The 15,983-nt window shown below is 69.8% G+C and carries 20 protein-coding genes and 1 pseudogene; 2 read left to right on the top strand and 19 right to left on the bottom strand.

All coding sequences use genetic code 11. The annotated features are described in order from the left end of the window. The 17 genes and pseudogenes from SSOG_RS46455 to SSOG_RS46375 all read right to left on the bottom strand — a co-directional run. A pseudogene (locus SSOG_RS46455) lies at window positions 1–1,762 on the bottom strand (hypothetical protein); the annotation flags it as partial. Between the two features lie 22 nt (window positions 1,763–1,784). Continuing rightward, window positions 1,785–2,129, bottom strand: a complete 345-nt coding sequence (locus SSOG_RS46450; RefSeq protein ID WP_039942914.1) for a hypothetical protein — start codon at window positions 2,127–2,129, stop codon at window positions 1,785–1,787. 26 nt (window positions 2,130–2,155) lie between these two features. Further along, entirely contained in the window at window positions 2,156–2,695 is a 540-nt protein-coding gene (locus tag SSOG_RS46445; RefSeq protein ID WP_009721276.1) for an efflux RND transporter periplasmic adaptor subunit, read from the bottom strand. A gap of 136 nt (window positions 2,696–2,831) precedes the next feature. Next, on the bottom strand, window positions 2,832–3,302 hold the full coding sequence (locus SSOG_RS57320; RefSeq protein ID WP_039942910.1) for a phage tail tube protein: 471 nt from the start codon (window positions 3,300–3,302) through the stop codon (window positions 2,832–2,834). A gap of 119 nt (window positions 3,303–3,421) precedes the next feature. Beyond that, window positions 3,422–3,892, bottom strand: coding sequence for a hypothetical protein (locus SSOG_RS57315; protein ID WP_009721274.1), 471 nt, complete (start codon window positions 3,890–3,892; stop codon window positions 3,422–3,424). Beyond that, window positions 3,889–4,287: an HK97 gp10 family phage protein gene (locus SSOG_RS46430; RefSeq protein WP_039942980.1), complete on the bottom strand. Its 399-nt coding sequence runs from the start codon at window positions 4,285–4,287 to the stop codon at window positions 3,889–3,891. Before SSOG_RS46430 ends, SSOG_RS57315 begins: the two co-directional genes overlap by 4 nt. Beyond that, entirely contained in the window at window positions 4,287–4,730 is a 444-nt protein-coding gene (locus SSOG_RS46425; protein ID WP_039942978.1) for a DUF6093 family protein, read from the bottom strand. The genes SSOG_RS46430 and SSOG_RS46425 overlap by 1 nt, the downstream gene beginning before the upstream one ends. Further along, window positions 4,730–5,116, bottom strand: coding sequence for a hypothetical protein (locus SSOG_RS46420; protein ID WP_039942977.1), 387 nt, complete (start codon window positions 5,114–5,116; stop codon window positions 4,730–4,732). Before SSOG_RS46420 ends, SSOG_RS46425 begins: the two co-directional genes overlap by 1 nt. Beyond that, window positions 5,113–5,451: a hypothetical protein gene (locus SSOG_RS46415; RefSeq protein ID WP_039942976.1), complete on the bottom strand. Its 339-nt coding sequence runs from the start codon at window positions 5,449–5,451 to the stop codon at window positions 5,113–5,115. Before SSOG_RS46415 ends, SSOG_RS46420 begins: the two co-directional genes overlap by 4 nt. Beyond that, window positions 5,448–6,014 carry a hypothetical protein gene (locus tag SSOG_RS53005; protein ID WP_154686151.1) on the bottom strand — a complete coding sequence of 189 codons (567 nt, stop codon included), beginning with the start codon at window positions 6,012–6,014 and terminating at the stop codon, window positions 5,448–5,450. The genes SSOG_RS46415 and SSOG_RS53005 overlap by 4 nt, the downstream gene beginning before the upstream one ends. Then, entirely contained in the window at window positions 6,011–6,850 is an 840-nt protein-coding gene (locus SSOG_RS47475) for a hypothetical protein (RefSeq protein ID WP_009721270.1), read from the bottom strand. Before SSOG_RS47475 ends, SSOG_RS53005 begins: the two co-directional genes overlap by 4 nt. 421 nt (window positions 6,851–7,271) lie before the next feature. After that, window positions 7,272–7,592: a hypothetical protein gene (locus tag SSOG_RS46400; protein ID WP_009721269.1), complete on the bottom strand. Its 321-nt coding sequence runs from the start codon at window positions 7,590–7,592 to the stop codon at window positions 7,272–7,274. A 3-nt stretch (window positions 7,593–7,595) separates the two neighbouring features. Next, window positions 7,596–8,660, bottom strand: a complete 1,065-nt coding sequence (locus SSOG_RS46395; protein ID WP_009721268.1) for a major capsid protein — start codon at window positions 8,658–8,660, stop codon at window positions 7,596–7,598. Between the two features lie 15 nt (window positions 8,661–8,675). Beyond that, on the bottom strand, window positions 8,676–9,410 hold the full coding sequence (locus SSOG_RS46390) for a hypothetical protein (protein WP_039942974.1): 735 nt from the start codon (window positions 9,408–9,410) through the stop codon (window positions 8,676–8,678). Window positions 9,411–9,512: 102 nt separating this feature from the next. Beyond that, entirely contained in the window at window positions 9,513–10,472 is a 960-nt protein-coding gene (locus SSOG_RS46385) for a phage scaffolding protein (RefSeq protein ID WP_154686150.1), read from the bottom strand. Window positions 10,473–10,477: 5 nt separating this feature from the next. After that, window positions 10,478–12,397 carry a hypothetical protein gene (locus SSOG_RS46380; RefSeq protein WP_039942971.1) on the bottom strand — a complete coding sequence of 640 codons (1,920 nt, stop codon included), beginning with the start codon at window positions 12,395–12,397 and terminating at the stop codon, window positions 10,478–10,480. Between the two features lie 178 nt (window positions 12,398–12,575). Then, window positions 12,576–12,863, bottom strand: a complete 288-nt coding sequence (locus SSOG_RS46375; RefSeq protein WP_039942970.1) for a hypothetical protein — start codon at window positions 12,861–12,863, stop codon at window positions 12,576–12,578. A gap of 83 nt (window positions 12,864–12,946) precedes the next feature. Between SSOG_RS46375 and SSOG_RS46370 the strand changes: the two genes are divergently transcribed. Next, on the top strand, window positions 12,947–13,186 hold the full coding sequence (locus SSOG_RS46370) for a hypothetical protein (RefSeq protein WP_039942969.1): 240 nt from the start codon (window positions 12,947–12,949) through the stop codon (window positions 13,184–13,186). Continuing rightward, window positions 13,183–13,596 carry a DUF6221 family protein gene (locus SSOG_RS47470; protein ID WP_009721263.1) on the top strand — a complete coding sequence of 138 codons (414 nt, stop codon included), beginning with the start codon at window positions 13,183–13,185 and terminating at the stop codon, window positions 13,594–13,596. Before SSOG_RS46370 ends, SSOG_RS47470 begins: the two co-directional genes overlap by 4 nt. A gap of 107 nt (window positions 13,597–13,703) precedes the next feature. Here SSOG_RS47470 and SSOG_RS46360 read toward each other — a convergent pair whose 3' ends face one another. Continuing rightward, complete coding sequence (locus SSOG_RS46360; protein ID WP_106516747.1) at window positions 13,704–15,287, bottom strand: terminase large subunit domain-containing protein; 1,584 nt, start codon at window positions 15,285–15,287, stop codon at window positions 13,704–13,706. Beyond that, window positions 15,271–15,804, bottom strand: a complete 534-nt coding sequence (locus SSOG_RS46355; protein ID WP_009721261.1) for a hypothetical protein — start codon at window positions 15,802–15,804, stop codon at window positions 15,271–15,273. The genes SSOG_RS46360 and SSOG_RS46355 overlap by 17 nt, the downstream gene beginning before the upstream one ends. Window positions 15,805–15,983 lie beyond the last annotated feature (179 nt).

The following is a 15,983-nucleotide window of genomic DNA, read 5'->3' as shown; positions in this document are numbered from 1 at the left end:
CGGCCGCGGACGCGGTGGCCAGCCCGGTGATCTGGGCGCGGACCCGGCCGAGCCCCCCGGCGAGCGCGGCCATCCCCGCCCCGGACAACTGCAACAACTTCAGCGCGGTGCCAACCTGAATGATGATCCCCACCAGCTCCGGGGGCAGTGCGGCGACCAGGCGGGCCACGGCGGTGACCAGCGTGAGCATGCTCGGCCCGGCTTCGGACGCGCCCCGCAGAAGCGTGACGATGGCGTCGGAGATCGCGCTGATGGCCTCGCGTGCTTCGGGCCCGTTCTCCCGGGCGTAGGCCATGAACTCGGAGATCGGCCCGCCACCAGGGGCCTCCCCTTCGGACAGGAGCCGCATGAAGTGGATGACGCCGTCGGTCATCTCTTCCAGCTGCCGGTCGGTGAAGTCGGAGAACTTGTCGGCCATCGCGTCGAAGCCCGGGGTTTCGATGGCCCCTCCGGCGACGGTGACGAGCCGGTCCAGTTCGGTGGAGGCGGACTTCACGTGCGGTGTGAGGCGCGGGATGAGTTCGTCGAGGACGGTGATGCCCTTGGTGACCGGGCCCATGGTGAACCCGGACATGTCGTCGGACCAGCCGGTGAAGTCCTTCTTCAGCTGCGACACGGCGATCGCGGCCTTCTGTGTCTCCGGCGGCAGCTTGGTGAGCTGCTGCTGGTAGGCGCGCTGGGCCTCCATCGCCTCTTTCGAGGTCTGGCCGTGCTCGGTGATCGCGTCCTGGTATTTCTTCTCGGCGTCGGCGACCTCGCCGAGCGGCCCGATCTGCCCGGCCAGGGCGATCCCGAACGCGGCAGCGGCCGTGCCCCCGACGGCGAACTGCCCGGCGAGCGGGGCAAGGTTCGCGGACAGACCCGCCAGCAGAGGGATCGCGGCCGGGGAGAGCATCAGCAGACCTTGCAGAGCACCGCCCGCGCCTCCGCCGCCTCCCCCGCCGGAGGGCTGGTTGATGATGTTGGTCAGGTCGCCGAGGTCGCTGGTGTCGGCGCGGACCCGCACGGTGATGGTCTGATTCATCGACGCCCAGCGCACCGCATCCGAAACGTCTCGGCGCAGCCCCATGCGGTTGCCCAGGACCAGAGGGATTTCGATGCGGTGGCCCATCGAGGCCCAGCGAACCGCGGCCGTGACGTCGCGGCGCAGCTGCATGGTGTCCGTCAGGTGCAGGGACACGCCCAGACCTTGGCCAGCCCCGGCCGAGGTGAGGGCCGCCTGTACCTCGTCCCGCAGGTGGTCGGCGTCCACGTTCAGCGGGACACGGATGCCTTGCCCTGTTCCGGCGGTCGTCAGCGCTGTCTGTACGTCACGCCGCAGGCTGGCCGCGTCGATCCCGAGCCGGACATTCAATCCCTGGCCCGCACCGGCTGCGGTGAGTGCGCCCTGCACGTCGCGACGTAGCCGGGTCGCGTCGATCCCCAGCCGGATGTTGAGTCCCTGGCCTGTTCCGGCTCCGCTGATGTGCCGACGGATGTCGGCCCGCAGGCGACTGCCATCGACCCGCAGAGGGATGGTGATGCCGCTGCCGGTTCCGGCCTGGCGGACGGCGCGCTGGACATCGGCGCGCAGCCGGTTCGCGTCGAGGCGTACGCCAATCCGGATCGACCGGCTGCCTGCCCGCTGGAGTTGGTTGAGGTCGCGGCGTGCGGCATTGATGTCCCGGGAGAGGGCCCGGGCCTCACGGGAGGCGTCCCGCAGGGTGCGGGTCAGGCTGGTGCCCTGGCCGGTGAGGCGTACGGACAGGTTCCACTGGGACATCGGGCCCTCCTCCCTTCTGCGGCTAGTGGTGGCTGGTGTGGGCGCGGGCGATCTGGATGGCGGCGTGGACGCTGGTGGGGATCAGCAGCACCTTCACGCCGTGCCCCTCGTCGCCGTTGGGGACGGTGGTCTGCTTGTCGGCGAGGATCTGGCAGCCGACGCACCGGTGAGTGATGGCGGTGTAGGCGTCCTCATCGCCCCCGGTGGCTTCGTCCCACTCCTCGGCCCGGGTGCCGCACTGCGAGCACACCGTGCGGGCGTAGGTGGCGTAGGCGATGGCCTTGCGCCGGTCGAGGTCGGTCCAGGTGCCGTCCCCGTGGCCACGGAAGACGCTGTGAGGGATGCCCCAGCGGTCGCACAGCTCCATCTCCAGGCGGAACGCTGGGTCATCGATCAGCCTTTTCCCAGGTCGGTCCGCGCAGCGTGCTGGATGCTCCAGGCGGCCTGCCACAGGCCGCGGGCGTCGGCGGAGGACCAGGTGTCCATGCAGTGCTGGGCGTAGTCGACGGGCATGCCGTCCAGTGACGCGGCGGAGATCAGCGCGGGGGCGAAGGTGTTGATGGAGAAGTCGGCGCCCTCGGACTCTTCCTGCTCGCTGGCCGGGTGCTTGGCCTGAAGTTCCTCCAGTTCCCGGCGGGGGATTGCGGTGAAGCGCAGGACGACGGCCTTCGCGTCGAACGCCTTCTGCGCTTCGGCCAGCGCGGTGCGGGCGGTTTCGGCGCGCTGCTCGTACAGCATCCGGTTCGGCGCGTCGTCGGCGGTCAGGTTGCGCAGCAGGTTCTCGGCGTCGGCGGCATCCTCCTTGGCCTGGGCGAGGCGGGAGCGGAGGTCGAGGTCGTCGCAGATGGTGAAGCGAGCGACGGCGGGCTTGAGTCCATCGAGGCGCTTCTGGGTGGCGGCCCACTGCTGCTCGGGGGTCTTGCTGACGGTCATTGGGGGTCTCCGTGGGGAAGGCCCGGCCGGGCGCCGGCGGCACCCTTCCCGTGTACGCCGGGGCCCGGCCGGGGGCTGGCGGCACCCTTCCCGTGTACGCCGGGGCCCGGCCGGGGGCTGGATGGGGCGTGACGGGTCAGGACGACGGGACGGTCTGGTTGAAGACCGGGCGGGCCGTGATCGTGAACTGCACGGTGATCTTCGCGGCCTCGTTGTCGGCGGTGTACGCCTTGCTGTTGCTGACGACCGTGACCGGGAAGACGTCCATGCCCTTCGTGGACGGCGCGTTGCCCTTGCTGAAGAGAACGACGAAGCCGGAGGTGCCCTTGGCGAGGTCGGTCTCGATGTCGTCGAGGGTGCTGTCCTCGTAGAAGGTCAGCGAACTGTCGGCGGCCGAGTCGTCACCGCCGATCTTGCTCACGAACGTGCTGCCCATGTCCGGCGTCTCGATGGGCTGGTTCTCCAGCGAGAAGCCGTCGATCGCGTTGATCTGCTGGGTGTAGTTGGTCCCTGCGGTGATCTCTGCGGACGTCGGCAGCAGCGCTGTCGAGGCGATGGTCGGCAGAAAGTAGATCTTGGTGGTGCCCTTGCGGTTGAACCTTGCCATGGTGGCCCCTCGCGGATAGGGGCCAAGCGGGGCCCCTGCTACACGTGTCGTTGTGGCGACACTACGTGAGTGGCGTCCGCGTGGGTCCGCCGCGGTGCGGTCTCGCGCGCGCCTGATGGTCAGGCGGCTGTCTCCAGATAGAGCCGGAAACGGATCACTGTGGTCATGATGGCATCGTTCTGGTCGGACGTTGCCCCGGCATCGAATGCCTCCCGGTAGAAGCAGTTCACACCCGGGATCGTGAGCGCGTTCAGGTATCCGGGGCCGCCGTCCGCTGGGCGGGCCATGATGCCGGTGCGGCCCTTGTCTGCCAGCCACTCGGCCTGCTCCACCATGCCAGCGCTGGTCGCCTGTCCGGGGGTCGGGCCGGACACGAACGTGGCCTGGTAGGTGCTGACGGCTGCGGCGCCACGGTCAGCGAGCGTGCCGTCCGTCGAATTGTGGTCCAGCGGGTACAGCAGGGTGTATGGCGGCGGGTACGGCTGCCCCGTAGCCGGGTTGATCGGAACCTTCCCAACCCCGACCGGCTTCCCTGTCACTGTCACCAGCAGCTGCGCGACGCCTTTGGTGACCAGCTGGCGCTGAATCACGCCCCACCTCCGAAGATGCGGTCCAGCGCGTCCGCGAACGCGGCCTCGTACTCGGGTGACAGTTCGTTCACTGCGGGCTCGACGTGCGGCCGGGGGACCTGGAAGAAGTGGCGGCCGATGCTGTCCGTCATGTCGTAGAAGCCGAACTCGAGGCGCCTGCCCTGGGGCTTGCGGGTGCCGACCTCTGCCCCACCCCCATCCGGTACGGCGAACGGCTCGATCTGCCAGGAGGCGACGTAGGCACCGGTGATGATGTTCGGGCCGGGGCGCCCTGATGCCCGTTCCCGGATCAAGGCGCGCGCGAGCCGGGCCTGCTGCTGCACGGTGCGGTTCAGCTCCGGGCCCACCCGGTCGGCTGCCTCCTCGAGGCGGTCGCCCAGCTCGTCCAAGTCCATCAGCTGGTCTCCCGGGTCTGCTGCACCTGGTCCAGCGCTGTGATCCGGACCGCGTTCAGCGTTCCGACGCCGCCCGGGTCCTGCACCCGCCACTGGCGGCCGATCAGCGCTACGTCCCCACCCGGGTGCACGGCGATCACGGACACCAGCATGTCCCGCTCAGCGATCGGGGCCGACAGCGGCGTCAGGGCACGGTACTTCGACCGGGTCTCATCCACCCACGGCAGGTTCGCCACGGGAAGAGCGATCACTTCGGCAGGCGTTCCAGCGGGCTGCACGGCACCCGGGCCCTCGTACACGACCTCAGCCTCCGGGTACACGTACTCGCCCGTGGTCTGGTCGAAGACGGGTGCGCCGCTGGCGGGCCGGGAGAAGCGGACGGTGTCGAGCAGCACCATGCCCTCGATCAGCTTCGCGATCCCCGACAGGTCGATCCCTGCCATCAGGCCCCCCTCCCCTGCGCCCAGTCGATGAGGGTGGCGAGCATGGCACGCGCGGTGGCGCCGGGCCCGCCGCCGTAGTCGGCCCGGTTGAGCGCGGCCTGGTCCAGCAGCACGGGATCGACCTCGGCGAGCCATCCGGCGACCAGCTCCTCGGGCGTCTTCTCCACCCCGACCGCGACCCGGGCCAGCCCCTCCCACACCGCGCCGTCCGGGTGCCGGGTGCGCAGCAGCAGCGTAGGCAGAGCATCCGCCACCGAATGGGAGAGCGTGTAGCCGGTGACCTGACCTGCGGGCAGCGCCACCCCACCGAGACGGATCTCGGCATGCCCGGGCTGGGCTTCGATGCGGACGCCGTACGCTTGCGGCTCGGTGGGCTGCTCGGTCACGGGGTTTCCGGTTCGATGGACGTCAGATGCCGGACCAGGGCGTACTGTGCGCGTGCTCCTCGGGTCCTCTCGGTGTCCTCGTGGGCAGAGGGACACTCCAAGCCCGCCAAGCTCTCTGCGAGGGTCGTGAAAGCGTAGAAGTCTTCGAACGTCGGCGCCTCTGCTGCCTTTTGTGCAAGGACCCGGTAGGAGCGACGCGAAGGCTCTGAGAGGTCCGCCCACCGCGTCGCCGGTGAATCAGGCATGGTGATGGAGTAGTGCGCGAGAGTGATCTCGTGCAGTGCGCGCCCTGCGACGAGCAGCGCATCGGGCATTGCGGCCTTAGACCTGGTCATGGGGCTACTTCTTCCTCCGGCTTCCGCCGGACTTCTTCAGGCTCGGGTACCGCTTCGTCACCGCGGCGCGTACCTTCTTCTGCTGCGCCTTCGATCCGTGTTGGCTCACCCTGGCCAGCGCGTTCCTCGCTCTGGCCTTCGTGTCCACGGGGTACGCCCGCTTGCCGGGCAGCGCGAACTTGGACTTCGGCAGCTTCTTCCTCTGCTTGCTGGTCAGCTTCGCCATCGATTGCTCCTTCGTCGTCCGTCGTGGGGTCGGCCGGGAAGGGAACTTGGAGGGGAACCGTGCGCTGGAAGGACACGGCCTCGTGGGTGATGAAGTTCAGCTCGCGGGTGCCGTCCGGGTGCTCGTAGTACTGGTGGAAGACGATGACGTCGATGAGCCAGGGCAGGCCGCCTTGGATGGTGCCGTTGGCGACGGCGAGTACGTAGATGGGGCGCTCGGCCAGGACAAGGCAGGGGTCGATGCCGTTGGCCTCCAGCCACGCGTTGATGCGCCAGAGGGTGGTCTCGGAGGGGACTCCGTGTCCGGAGTGAACGGTCTGAGCGTCCTGCGGCTTCACAGCAGGGCTCCGGAGCGGATCTCGGTACGGCCGATGAGATCGAGGCGGGGAAGTAGCTCGCGCGCGCAGTGGGGATGCGCGGATGGATGGGCGAGGGCGTCCTGGACGGTGCGCAGGGTGCGGTTCGCGCGGTCCGGATCATCGTGGGACTCCCAGCCGCAGTCCGGCCCGTCACGAACCTCGACCCATTCGCAGCCCAGCTCGTCCAGCGCGGCGCGGGCTGCGCCCGTGTTGGCGGTGGTGACGGCCTGCCAGGTGACCGCGGCGTGCGCCCATGCGTCGGCCGGGTAGCGGGTGCGGGCGCCGTAGATCACCGTGTCCAGCGGGTGCTCGCGGCGCAGCGCCTCGGCGTCGAAGGGAGTCGTAGCGGTGTTGCGGGCTGCGGCCAGGGCGGCGCGGAGGAACGCGCGGGCGCGGCGCAGGGCCTCTTGGATGCGGCTGGTGATGTCGGCGTAGTACTGGGCGGAGGCGGCGGTGACCGCGGCGCGGTGCCGGTCGGTCCAGGCGAACAGGCCTTGGTCCTGGTCGGCGTTGTCGAGCATCGTCCAGGCTCCCTCGCGGTAGATGAGGGGGAGGTCGCTGACGGCCCAGCGTTCGGCGAAGGCTGTGGCGGCCCGGTCGAATGCGGCGAGGGCGCGCTGGAAGACGGTGGTGGCGGTGCGGATGCGGGCGCTGATGCCGCGGCCGTTGCCGGGCCGGATCGCGGCCAGGGCGGTCAGGAGTGCGTTCTGCGCGGTGGTGAGGATCCGCCAGGCCGCCTGAAGCCGCGCGGTGGCGTCCGTGATGTAGGCCAGGAGGCGGGCCCGGAGGGTGCGGCGGCGGACTGGCGTGGTCATCGGCGGGGCCGTTCGCGGAGCTGGATGGCGGAGAAGCCGGTGCTGCTGGTGTCGTCGGCCGGGGGTGTCGGGTCGTCGGGTGCCGGTGGCTGGCCAGTCTCGAGGGCGGCGATCTGCCGCTCGAGGGCCAGATGTTCTCGGTGTAAGTGACCCCGACGACGGAGCTGACGTTGACGGAGGCGGGCTGCTCGTTGACGAGGGCGGCCTTGCGCTCGTACAGCACCTCGATCGCCACGGAGCGCGCTGTGCCGAGGCGGGTGTAGCGCAGGTCTAGGTCGGCGAGGTTGGTGGCTGTGCCGAGCTGCGCCGTCAGCCACGCGCGGACGTTGGCGTCCACCTGTCACCTCCAGGTCGAGCGGGAAGGGAAGGGGTGTGGGGTGCGGGCCCGGTGGCGCCCCAGCCGCGGGCCCGCACCCCAGCGTCAGCTGCCGCCCTCGTCAGCTGACCTCCGGCCCCGGGCCGGTCGGGTGGCCGCCGCCTTCTTCGCGGCGACCGGCTTGGTGCCCTCGGTGTCAGCGTCGGAATCCGAGGCACCGCCAGAGCCGTCGCCCTGGCCGTTTCCCTGGTCTCCGTCGCCCGCCTGGGCCTTCTTCGCGGCGGTCGGCAGCTTGCCGTCCACCCATGCGGCCGGGTTCGTCACCAGCGCTGCCAGCCGGGACGGCGGGTTGGTTCCCGGCTCCAGGCGGACGGTCTGGTGGGTCTCCGGGTCCTGGACGTACACGGTGCTCGCGAGCTGGGTCATGGCTCACCACACCGTCGCGGCGATGTGGATGTCCGGGGTGTACATGACCGGCAGCGCGGACGCGGAGCCCTTCGTCCACACCTGCGGCGGGTCGTCCTGGTAGCCGCGGGTGACGACGATGCCGGGGGCGTCCTCGCGCTCGATGGCCGGGTTCCCGCCTCGGGCGAGGATCAGCCCGTCTGCCGTGAGTCCGTACTGGGTCTCGGCCCACTGGGCGGGGTTCGGCGGCAGCAGGAAGAACATGTTCTCCGGCAGCGGCCGCACATCGGTGCCGTTGTCCAGCTCGATCTTCACGTCGTACGGGGTGATCGGCGGCAGGCCGTAGCGGGTGCGGACCACGTTGACTTCGTTCGGTGCGAGGACCGCGGTGGGGATGGTCGACGCCGAGTTGACGCTGCCGTAGTAGGCGGCCCGGTAGGAGTCGTTGCCCATGGCGAGCGCCATCGTCTTGTAGGACGTGAAGGCGCGGGCGGGGGCCGGTGCCCCGGAGGCGCGCAGGACCTCGATCCAGCGCATCTCGTCGCCGAGCATGTCGGCGGTGGGGTCGGTCCACGGTGTGGGCGCGGTCGGCATGTTCGCGGCCGGGACCTTGTAGTCGGCCTCGAGGGTGAGGCCGTTCTCGCCGACGAGGGAGAACTTTCCGTCGACCAGAAGGTCGCCGACGGCCAGTTCGAGGCGCTTCTTGATGGACAGGACGTGCGCGCCGACGTCGTCGTAGACGGCTCGGACGAGGTCGCGGCTGTCCATGCCGCGGTCGAGGTTTTCGAGGATGGTCTCGAACTCGCCGACGATGTACTTCTGGCCCAGCGGCAGGAGCTTCCCGGAGGTCGCGAACTGCGTGATCTCACGCGTTGCGACCTTGGTCTGGGCGTCCCACGCGCGGTAGGAGGCGGCGGCGACGCGTCGGCGGGTACCGCGGGTCTCCCACTTCACGGAGTCGATGGTGCGTTCGGGCATGACCGACAGGGTCAGGGCGTAGTCGGCCGGGGTCTGGATTTCCCGGACGAACGCCTGGATCTGGGTCGGGCTGAGGTCGCGGAGCAGGAGCTCCAGCATGTCGTTCGGCATGTCGGGTTCTCCTGATCAGACCTTGTAGACGAACTGAGTGTTGGATCCGGCGGGCGCGTCGGCCGGGTCGAACGCGACCGGGAGCTTGGCCACGTCGATCTGGCCGTGGACCATGAGCGGCGCGGCGACCTTCGTGGCGCCGGGCGCGAAGGACACCTCGGTGAAGAGGAACCCGCGGAAGGTCTGGGTGCCGTCGCTCGCGGTGGCGGTGCCGCCTGCGGTGGTGGTGGCCACGGCGACCGCCGGGCTGGAGCCGCCGGTGAAGGATCCGGTGGCGGTCATCTGGGCGACGTTGTCGCCGAGGTACTGGCCGCCGAAGGTGACCGTGTACGGGCCGCCCGCGTTACCGGTGACCGTCATGTCGCCGGGGTTGACGTTCGACAGCGCCTCGAGGGCGGTCTGCACGGCCGCGGCGGTGGCGTTGTACGCGATCGCCGCGGTGGTCTGGCCGGAGTAGGTGAGGGTGAAGGTTCCGCCGGTCGGGCCGCCGGTGATGGTGACGGTCTGGACCTCGTTGGTGACCGCGGCGTACGGCTCGTACAGGCCGCTGGTGGTGTTCTTGCCCAGCGGGATGCCGGACTTCAGCTTCCGCTCGGGCTGGTAGGCGGAGGCTTCGGTCCAGTGCAGGTTCTGATCGAACGCGGTCAGGTCGAGGGTGACGGTGACGTTGGCCTCGATGCCGAGCATGCTCATCAGCCACGGCCGTCCGACGGCGAGGGTTTCCGTGGTGGTGTACGGCTGGATGTCCACGCCGTAGCCCCTTTCGCGAGATGCGAGTTGTGGTGAGGGCACCACTAGGGGGTGCCGTCCACGTGGGGTGAGGGCGTGGTCCCTGGTCTGCCGGGCCGCTGGTTAGGCGGCGTCGTCTGCGGCGCGTAGGCCCATTTCGACTGCGCGTCGGCGGGCTTCCTGCCGGACGGCGTCCTTGGCCGGTGCGGGGGTGCGGGGCTGCTGCCCACTGGCGGGGGCCCCGCCGGGCGCGGGAGGTGTGGTGGGCCGCTGCTCGTCGGGGGCTGGGCCGCCGAAGTCACTGGGGCGGCGTTCCTTGAGCGCTTCGGCCGCTTCCTTGATCTGCTCGGCGGTCGGGTTGTCGACACCGGCGAGGTCGTTGCGAAGCAGCGCGGCGACGTCGCCGAGGTCCTTGGAGCGCACGCCCATGTCGGTGAGGAGGATGCGCTGCTCGGCTTCCCTCAGCCGGGCTTCGGCCTCGGCCTGCCTCTGCGCGGCGGCGGCGGTGGCCTGCTCGGCGCGCTGCTGCGCCTCGGCGATGTCGGCTTCGCGGCGCTCGAGGTCGGTCATGCGCTGCCGGGCGGTGTCGCGGGCGTCCTTGAGCATGTTGCCGACCTTGGACAGGTCGATCTGGTCGGGGTCGAGCCCGGCGGCTTCGGCGACGGCGCGGAGGGCTTCGCGGTGACCTTTGTCGTGCTCGCGGGTCATGACCATGGAGAAGCGTCCCTGCGTCATCGGCTTCCCGGTCTGGTAGTCGATGAGGGGCCGGTCGTCAGCGTCTGCGCGCTGGTCGGCGGGCTTGATGCGCGGCTGGCCGCCGGGGTCGCCGTCACCGTGGACGCCGTTCTGCTGCTGGGCGCGGGCGGCGACGTCAGCTGGGGTGGGCGCACTGGCCGCAGGGGGCTGCGGGCCGTCGCCGCCGTCGGCGTAGCAGATGGGGCTGAACGGGCTGGGGGCGTAGGGGTGCGACCAGCCGGGCGTGGCCGGGCCGGTGTGTGGGTGGTGCAGCGCGGGGCGGCGCATGAGGGCTTCGTCCTCCCATAGGAGTGTCCGTCGGCCCCGCGCCTGGATCAACGATCGCATGATTGTCATTCGGTGTTGCCCCCGGTCTGCCCTGGCGGGGTGTTTTCGCTGGTCGGGTCGGTGTCGTCGCCCTCGTTCTCGGGCTGCTGTCCGGGCGCCGGGGGTAGTTGCGGGGCGGGCGGGGTGTCCGGCTCGTCGATGTCGATACCCAGGAAGTCGCCCACGGCCTTCACGTCGCCGGTGGCGTCCGCGAGGGCCTTGGCCTGCTCGAACTGCCGGGACTCGATCCGCTCGATCTCTGCGGCGACGTCGTCGATGGGGAACCCGGCTTCGGCGAGCATGCGGACCGCGGTCTCGCGGCTGAAGACCTTGTCTACCCCGGCGGTGACCTGCTCGAGAACGGACTGCTTGTCGGTGGGGGTGTAGGGGCCCCAGGTGATGCGTGCGGGCTGGACGGTGACCCCGGCCCAGTCGGGGTGTTGCCCGGCGAGGTAGAGGCGCTGCACGAATCGCAGGAGGAGGGCGTACTTGTGGTCGCGGGCGAGTCGCATGCCGCCGATGAGGGAGTCGAGCGGGCCGAGGGAGAGCTGGAGCGCGTAGCCGGAAGGGACCTTGGACGGGTCGAGGGTGCCGAGGGCGACGGCGGGCAGGCGGGCCACGTTTGCGGCGCGGTCTTTGAGGTCGTGGACGTGCTCGCGGAGCCCGGCGAGTTGGGGCGCGGTGTCGATGCTGGTGAGGTGCCCGTTCTCGCCCAGGTTCCAGGCGGTGCCGGGGGCGACGTCCATCTGGGCGCCGTCGCGGCCGCCTGCTTGGACGCCGGAGATGCCGATGATGGGCGAGCCGGTGGTGGCGGAGGCGCGGCTGCTGTCGGTATCGGCTCCGGCGAGTTCGTCGAACACCTGCAAGACCTTGGCCAGGGACGACTGCCCCCAGTGCTCTTCGGCCGGGGGGACGGTGTTGGGGACGTGGACGACCGGGATGAAGTCGAGCAACAGGTCGAGGCGCTGCAACACCTCGCCGTCGGAGCGGGTCGCGAACGTCGCCTTGGCCTCGGGGAGGGAGTCGACGTCGACCGGGCCCTTGATGTCGCCGAGTTCCCAGGTGGCGTCGGTGAGGTAGCAGGTGAGGTACGACGGCTCGTCGTTCCACGCGTACATGCGGGAGATGGCGCCGGTGTCGGGGTTGAGGGTGTCGCCGGGGGTGAGCGGGGGCGACGGCAGCTCGGCCTCTGCGGCGCCGTCCTCGAGTTCGGGGGGCGGGAGCGGGGCTCGTACGGCGCGCCCGGACTGGTCGACGCCGGGCGCGGTAGCCGGGCGGATCCAGTCCAGCTCGTACGTGATGCGCCTCAGTCGCGCCTTCAGGCCGCGCTTCGGATCCTCGGGCAGTTCCCACGCGAAGTGGACCCTGCTCGGGTACTCGCCGCCGTCGTCGTCCTCGCCGATGACCGGAAAATAGAAGCCCGGGTCCGAGACGCGCAAGGTGGGCCGCTTCTTCCCGGGGTCCCAGGCCAGCCGGTACACCCCGTCCCCCAGCGTGACGGCTTTCCGTTCGGCCTGCTGCATGCGCATCGGCAGCTGCTCGGCCTCCGCCCAGTCCTCCAGAAGTTCCTGCACGCGCGCTGCGGCCGCCGCCTCCGGGGTGGGCTCGCCTTCGGTGTCGTCCTCAGCACCGGGCACGGTGATGTGCTGCTCCCGCCCGAGGACGTGGGACATGAGCGTGTCGACGAACATGCTGGGATCGCCGAACTCGCGCCGGTCTCGCGCGTGCAGGTCGCCGCCGACTTCGGCCAGCTCGGCGGCCTGGTTCTGGTCGTACGCGGCGAGGAGCTTATAGGCGGCGAGGCGCTTCTCGTCCTCGGCAGGCACCCACATGGCGACCGACTCGGGAAACGCTTTGCGATTGGGCATGCCGAGGTCGTTGCTGTAGATCGGCTTGTAGTTCAGCCAGCTCCAGGCATGGATGATGACCGAGCGCAGACCACCCACCGGTATCCCTCTCCGAGTCAGGCCCCGCGCCTGACCACAGGGTACGGGCGACGGCGGGCGGGGTTGCCCTGGCCCCGGAATGCGTCGAGCCAGGCTCCCGGTCTGCCCCGGGTCACCTGGCTCGGCTTTCGCCACCCCACGGGTGACGACGTTGCAGCCCAGTATGCCACCGGGCAGGTCAGGCCATGAGGCGGTATTCGTCGACCATGTCCCGGGCGTTGGACAGGTACTCGACGGCCTTGTCGAGGAGGACGCGGCGGTCGGCTCCGGTGGAGCGCATGGCGTCGGCGAGATAGGTCGCGGCGGTCTCCAGGTCTTCGGCGCCGTTGATGTGGGCCCGGGAAAGGTTCTCGGCGGCCACCTCCAACTGTTCGGCGAACTCCTGCGGAGTGGTGGCGGCCGTCCCCTCGGCGGCGAAGGCAATGTCGTCGACGTACTTTGCGAGGGCACTCGGGGCGATAGTCATTTCTTCTCCTTGTCACCTGGTGGCTTGCCACCATCATTCCGGACCCTTTGACCGGTGGCAAGCCACCTGCCACACTTCAAGCCATGACCAACGGAGAAGAACGCCGACGACAGCACAGACACCGCCACAAGCAGCGGGCCCTACGCGGCATCGACGACGAACTGGTCAACGACTTCGACGCCGCCGCCCGCACCGCGAGCAGCGACCGTAGTGGCATCACCAAAGCCCTCTGGGAGTGGTACGTCAGGCGCGACGGTGCCGAACTGCCCAAACGGCCCGATGAGAGCGACTGGCGCAAAGTACAGCAGGAGGAACAGACGTGAGCGACAAGCTTGTGCAGTGGCTCGGCGAGCAGCTCAACGAAGACGAGCGGACGGCCCGCGCAGTTGGGTACGACCGGATCGAGACCGGCGAGTACCTCTGGGGATCCCGGTACCTGATCCTCCGGCGAGAAGACGGCGAGTCCAAGGTTACGACGGAGCTCAGCGACGAACTCGCCCTCCACATCTCCAAGTGGGATCCAGATCGGGTGCTGCGCGAGATCGACGCCAAGCGACAGACGCTCGCCCAGTTCAAGGCAGCGGAGGGGCGGACGGACCAGGCGATGCGCGACAACGACACCGCCGCCTACCGGGCCGCACGCGCCGAGGCGACGGCGCTGCACGCGGTGATCCGCCGCGACGCTGCCGTGTACGCGAACCGGCCCGGCTACCGCGACTATTGGCGGCCGTAGCCACGTAGGATCCCGCCGTGGCAACCTTCGCCTTCCCTGATAGGCCCGGAGAGCCGGACAATTATCCCAGGTCGGGCACGCTTTGCCTTTGTCGACCAGCAAGGACGTCACCTTCGCCCGGAGAGCCGGTTGTCGGCGTACGGCTTGCTGCCCGTGGCCGCCGCTGCCGGATTGGCCAGCTCGGTGAGCGCGTGCACGGCGGCGTCCATCCGGTCCGGGGAGTCCATGCCGGGGATCCAGGTGACCATCTGACCCTCGAGTTCGACGAACTCGCCAACGTGGTGGACGCGCGCCTGCTTGTAGAGCTGGGCGATGGGCTCGGCGCGCAGGCGCTTGCCCTGCTTGGCGTGGACTTCGATGATCGACGGCATCAGCATGCCCTTGGTCTCGCCGTCGCTGGCCAGCTCGTTCCAGCCCTGGGTGACGATCTGTCTGGCCATGTCGCCGCCGAAGTTGTTCTCCACGATGATGGCGTCGGCCTGGCGGTCGATGGCGAGCTTGCAGACTTCGGTGCCCCAGGTGTCGGCGCCCATGGTGCGGGAGCGGTCGTCGAGGATGTACAGGTCTCCGTTGCGGTCGCGGGCGGCGCAGCACAGGCCGACTTCGTCGTTGCGGAGGGAGTCGCCGCCGGCGTGGTCGACGGCGACGACGACGCGGGTGGGGTCGATGCCGGGCCAGGCTTCGGGCTTGAGGCGGTTGCCGCTGATCCATGCCCATTGCCATACGCCGCCTTCGAGGGGGCGGGGTTTCTGCTGGTACATGGCGTACCAGATGCGTTCGCCGAGGGTTTCGCGGGTGTCGGCGAGGTCGGCTTCGTCGTATTGGGATGGCCAGAGGGCTTGGCCGATGTGGCGGCCGAGGGGGTCGTCGGGGCTGTCGGCGATGGCGGGGAGGTCGATCTGAATCCAGCGGTGGGGTTCGCTTTGGAGGAGGCGGCCGGAGAGGTCGTCTTCGTGCCAGCGTGTGTTGATCAGGATGATGGAGGCGCCGGGGGCGCGGCGGGTGTAGAAGACGGATCGGTACCAGTCGTAGACGCGGTCGCGTTGGGCGGGGCTGCCGGAGTCGTCGTTGCCTTTGAAGGGGTCGTCGATGATTCCAAGATCGAATCCTTTGCCGGTGAGTCCTCCGCCGACACCGGCGGTGACCATGCCGCCGCGTACGGAGGAGCCGCGGGGCTGCTCCAGGTCGAAGCGGTTCGCGGCGTGAGAGGCGGGGTTCAGGCGGATGCCGAGGGTGTCGGAGTACTCCTTGAGCTGGTCGCGGATCCAGCGGCCGTGGTCGTCGGCGAGGTCGGCACCGTAGGAGGCGATCATGACGCGGCGTGTGGGGTGGCGCCGCAGGTACCACAGCGGGCCCCAGCGAGAGGCGCGCTGCGATTTCCCGTGCCTCGGAGGCATGGTGAGCATGACCTGGAGACGTTCCCCTGCTGCGATGCGGCGGAACGCCTGGTCGATGAGGTCGAGGTGCGGGGCCTGGATCTCGCGGCCCTCGGTGAGGACCGCTGCGAGGGCGCCGGGCGAGCGGTCCATGGCCATCTGCCGCTCTTCGTGCGCCAACCGGAGGCGCAGCTCGGGTGAGGCACGGCGGGCGACGCGGCGGCGTTCGACGACGGACAGGCGGCGGTAGTTCGCCAGGAGGAGTTCCTGGTCAAGGTCCTCGTCGTAGTCCTCGAGATCAGTCGCCGTCGTCACCAGAGTCCTCGTCGCTGGGCGCTTCGGCCTCCTGCCCGGTCTGCCCGGCGATGTCGATCAGCTTGTTCAGCTCCTCGAGCGTCCCGGCGGCCAGGGGGACGGCGCCGCCGCCCGGGCCAGACAGCTCGGTACGGACGGGCACATCGAGGCCGTTGAGCTTGGCACGCCGGTCCATGAGCTTCAGCACGGTGTCAACGGCCCGCATGTCGAGTTCTTCGCCGACGATGTTGCCGTCCCTGTCGAACAGCGGGCTGGGGGTGGTGGCGCGGGGCCATGCGACCTCGAGAAGGGCGTCCAGGCGCTCGTTCTCTTCCTGCCGGTAGACGGAGATCTCGGCGGCTTGTTCGTCGCGGCGTTCCTTGAGGGCGCGGACGAGGTCTTTGGAGGCGGCGCCGCGGGAGGAGTAGCCGAGGGCGAGGATACGGGGGTCGTCGAAGCTGATGCCTTGGCGGCGGAGGCGGATGAGTTTGACGCGGCGTTCGGCGACTTCGGCTTGCTGGGCTTTGGACAGTGGCATGGCGGTCGGGGCTCCCGCATGTGTTGTTGGTCAGGCCCCGCGCCTACCGCCATGATCGGGCATTTCGGCCGTGGTGTTCCCCCGGGCCAGGTAGTTGGACGTGCTGCGGCCCCGCGAGCCAGGGGGGATCGGGTCGCGGGGCCGCGTCTTCCCGGCGCCTGGGGGGTTGCCGGGGTTTG

The organism is Streptomyces himastatinicus ATCC 53653 (assembly GCF_000158915.1).
Lineage (GTDB): Bacteria > Actinomycetota > Actinomycetes > Streptomycetales > Streptomycetaceae > Streptomyces > Streptomyces himastatinicus.
This window is presented reverse-complemented; position numbering and strand designations above follow the sequence as displayed.

Excerpts from the sequence above, each read along its gene's own strand:
- SSOG_RS46445 (WP_009721276.1), bottom strand. The coding sequence starts at position 2,695 with ATGACCGTCAGCAAGACCCCCGAGCAGCAGTGGGCCGCCACCCAGAAG.
- SSOG_RS47475 (WP_009721270.1), bottom strand. The coding sequence starts at position 6,850 with ATGACCACGCCAGTCCGCCGCCGCACCCTCCGGGCCCGCCTCCTGGCC.
- SSOG_RS46430 (WP_039942980.1), bottom strand. The coding sequence starts at position 4,287 with ATGGACTTGGACGAGCTGGGCGACCGCCTCGAGGAGGCAGCCGACCGG.
- SSOG_RS57320 (WP_039942910.1), bottom strand. The coding sequence starts at position 3,302 with ATGGCAAGGTTCAACCGCAAGGGCACCACCAAGATCTACTTTCTGCCG.
- SSOG_RS46450 (WP_039942914.1), bottom strand. The coding sequence starts at position 2,129 with ATGGAGCTGTGCGACCGCTGGGGCATCCCTCACAGCGTCTTCCGTGGC.
- SSOG_RS46370 (WP_039942969.1), top strand. The coding sequence starts at position 12,947 with ATGACCAACGGAGAAGAACGCCGACGACAGCACAGACACCGCCACAAG.
- SSOG_RS46385 (WP_154686150.1), bottom strand. The coding sequence starts at position 10,472 with ATGCGATCGTTGATCCAGGCGCGGGGCCGACGGACACTCCTATGGGAG.
- SSOG_RS46395 (WP_009721268.1), bottom strand. The coding sequence starts at position 8,660 with ATGCCGAACGACATGCTGGAGCTCCTGCTCCGCGACCTCAGCCCGACC.
- SSOG_RS46425 (WP_039942978.1), bottom strand. The coding sequence starts at position 4,730 with ATGGCAGGGATCGACCTGTCGGGGATCGCGAAGCTGATCGAGGGCATG.
- SSOG_RS46415 (WP_039942976.1), bottom strand. The coding sequence starts at position 5,451 with ATGACCAGGTCTAAGGCCGCAATGCCCGATGCGCTGCTCGTCGCAGGG.
- SSOG_RS46375 (WP_039942970.1), bottom strand. The coding sequence starts at position 12,863 with ATGACTATCGCCCCGAGTGCCCTCGCAAAGTACGTCGACGACATTGCC.
- SSOG_RS46355 (WP_009721261.1), bottom strand. The coding sequence starts at position 15,804 with ATGCCACTGTCCAAAGCCCAGCAAGCCGAAGTCGCCGAACGCCGCGTC.
- SSOG_RS46400 (WP_009721269.1), bottom strand. The coding sequence starts at position 7,592 with ATGACCCAGCTCGCGAGCACCGTGTACGTCCAGGACCCGGAGACCCAC.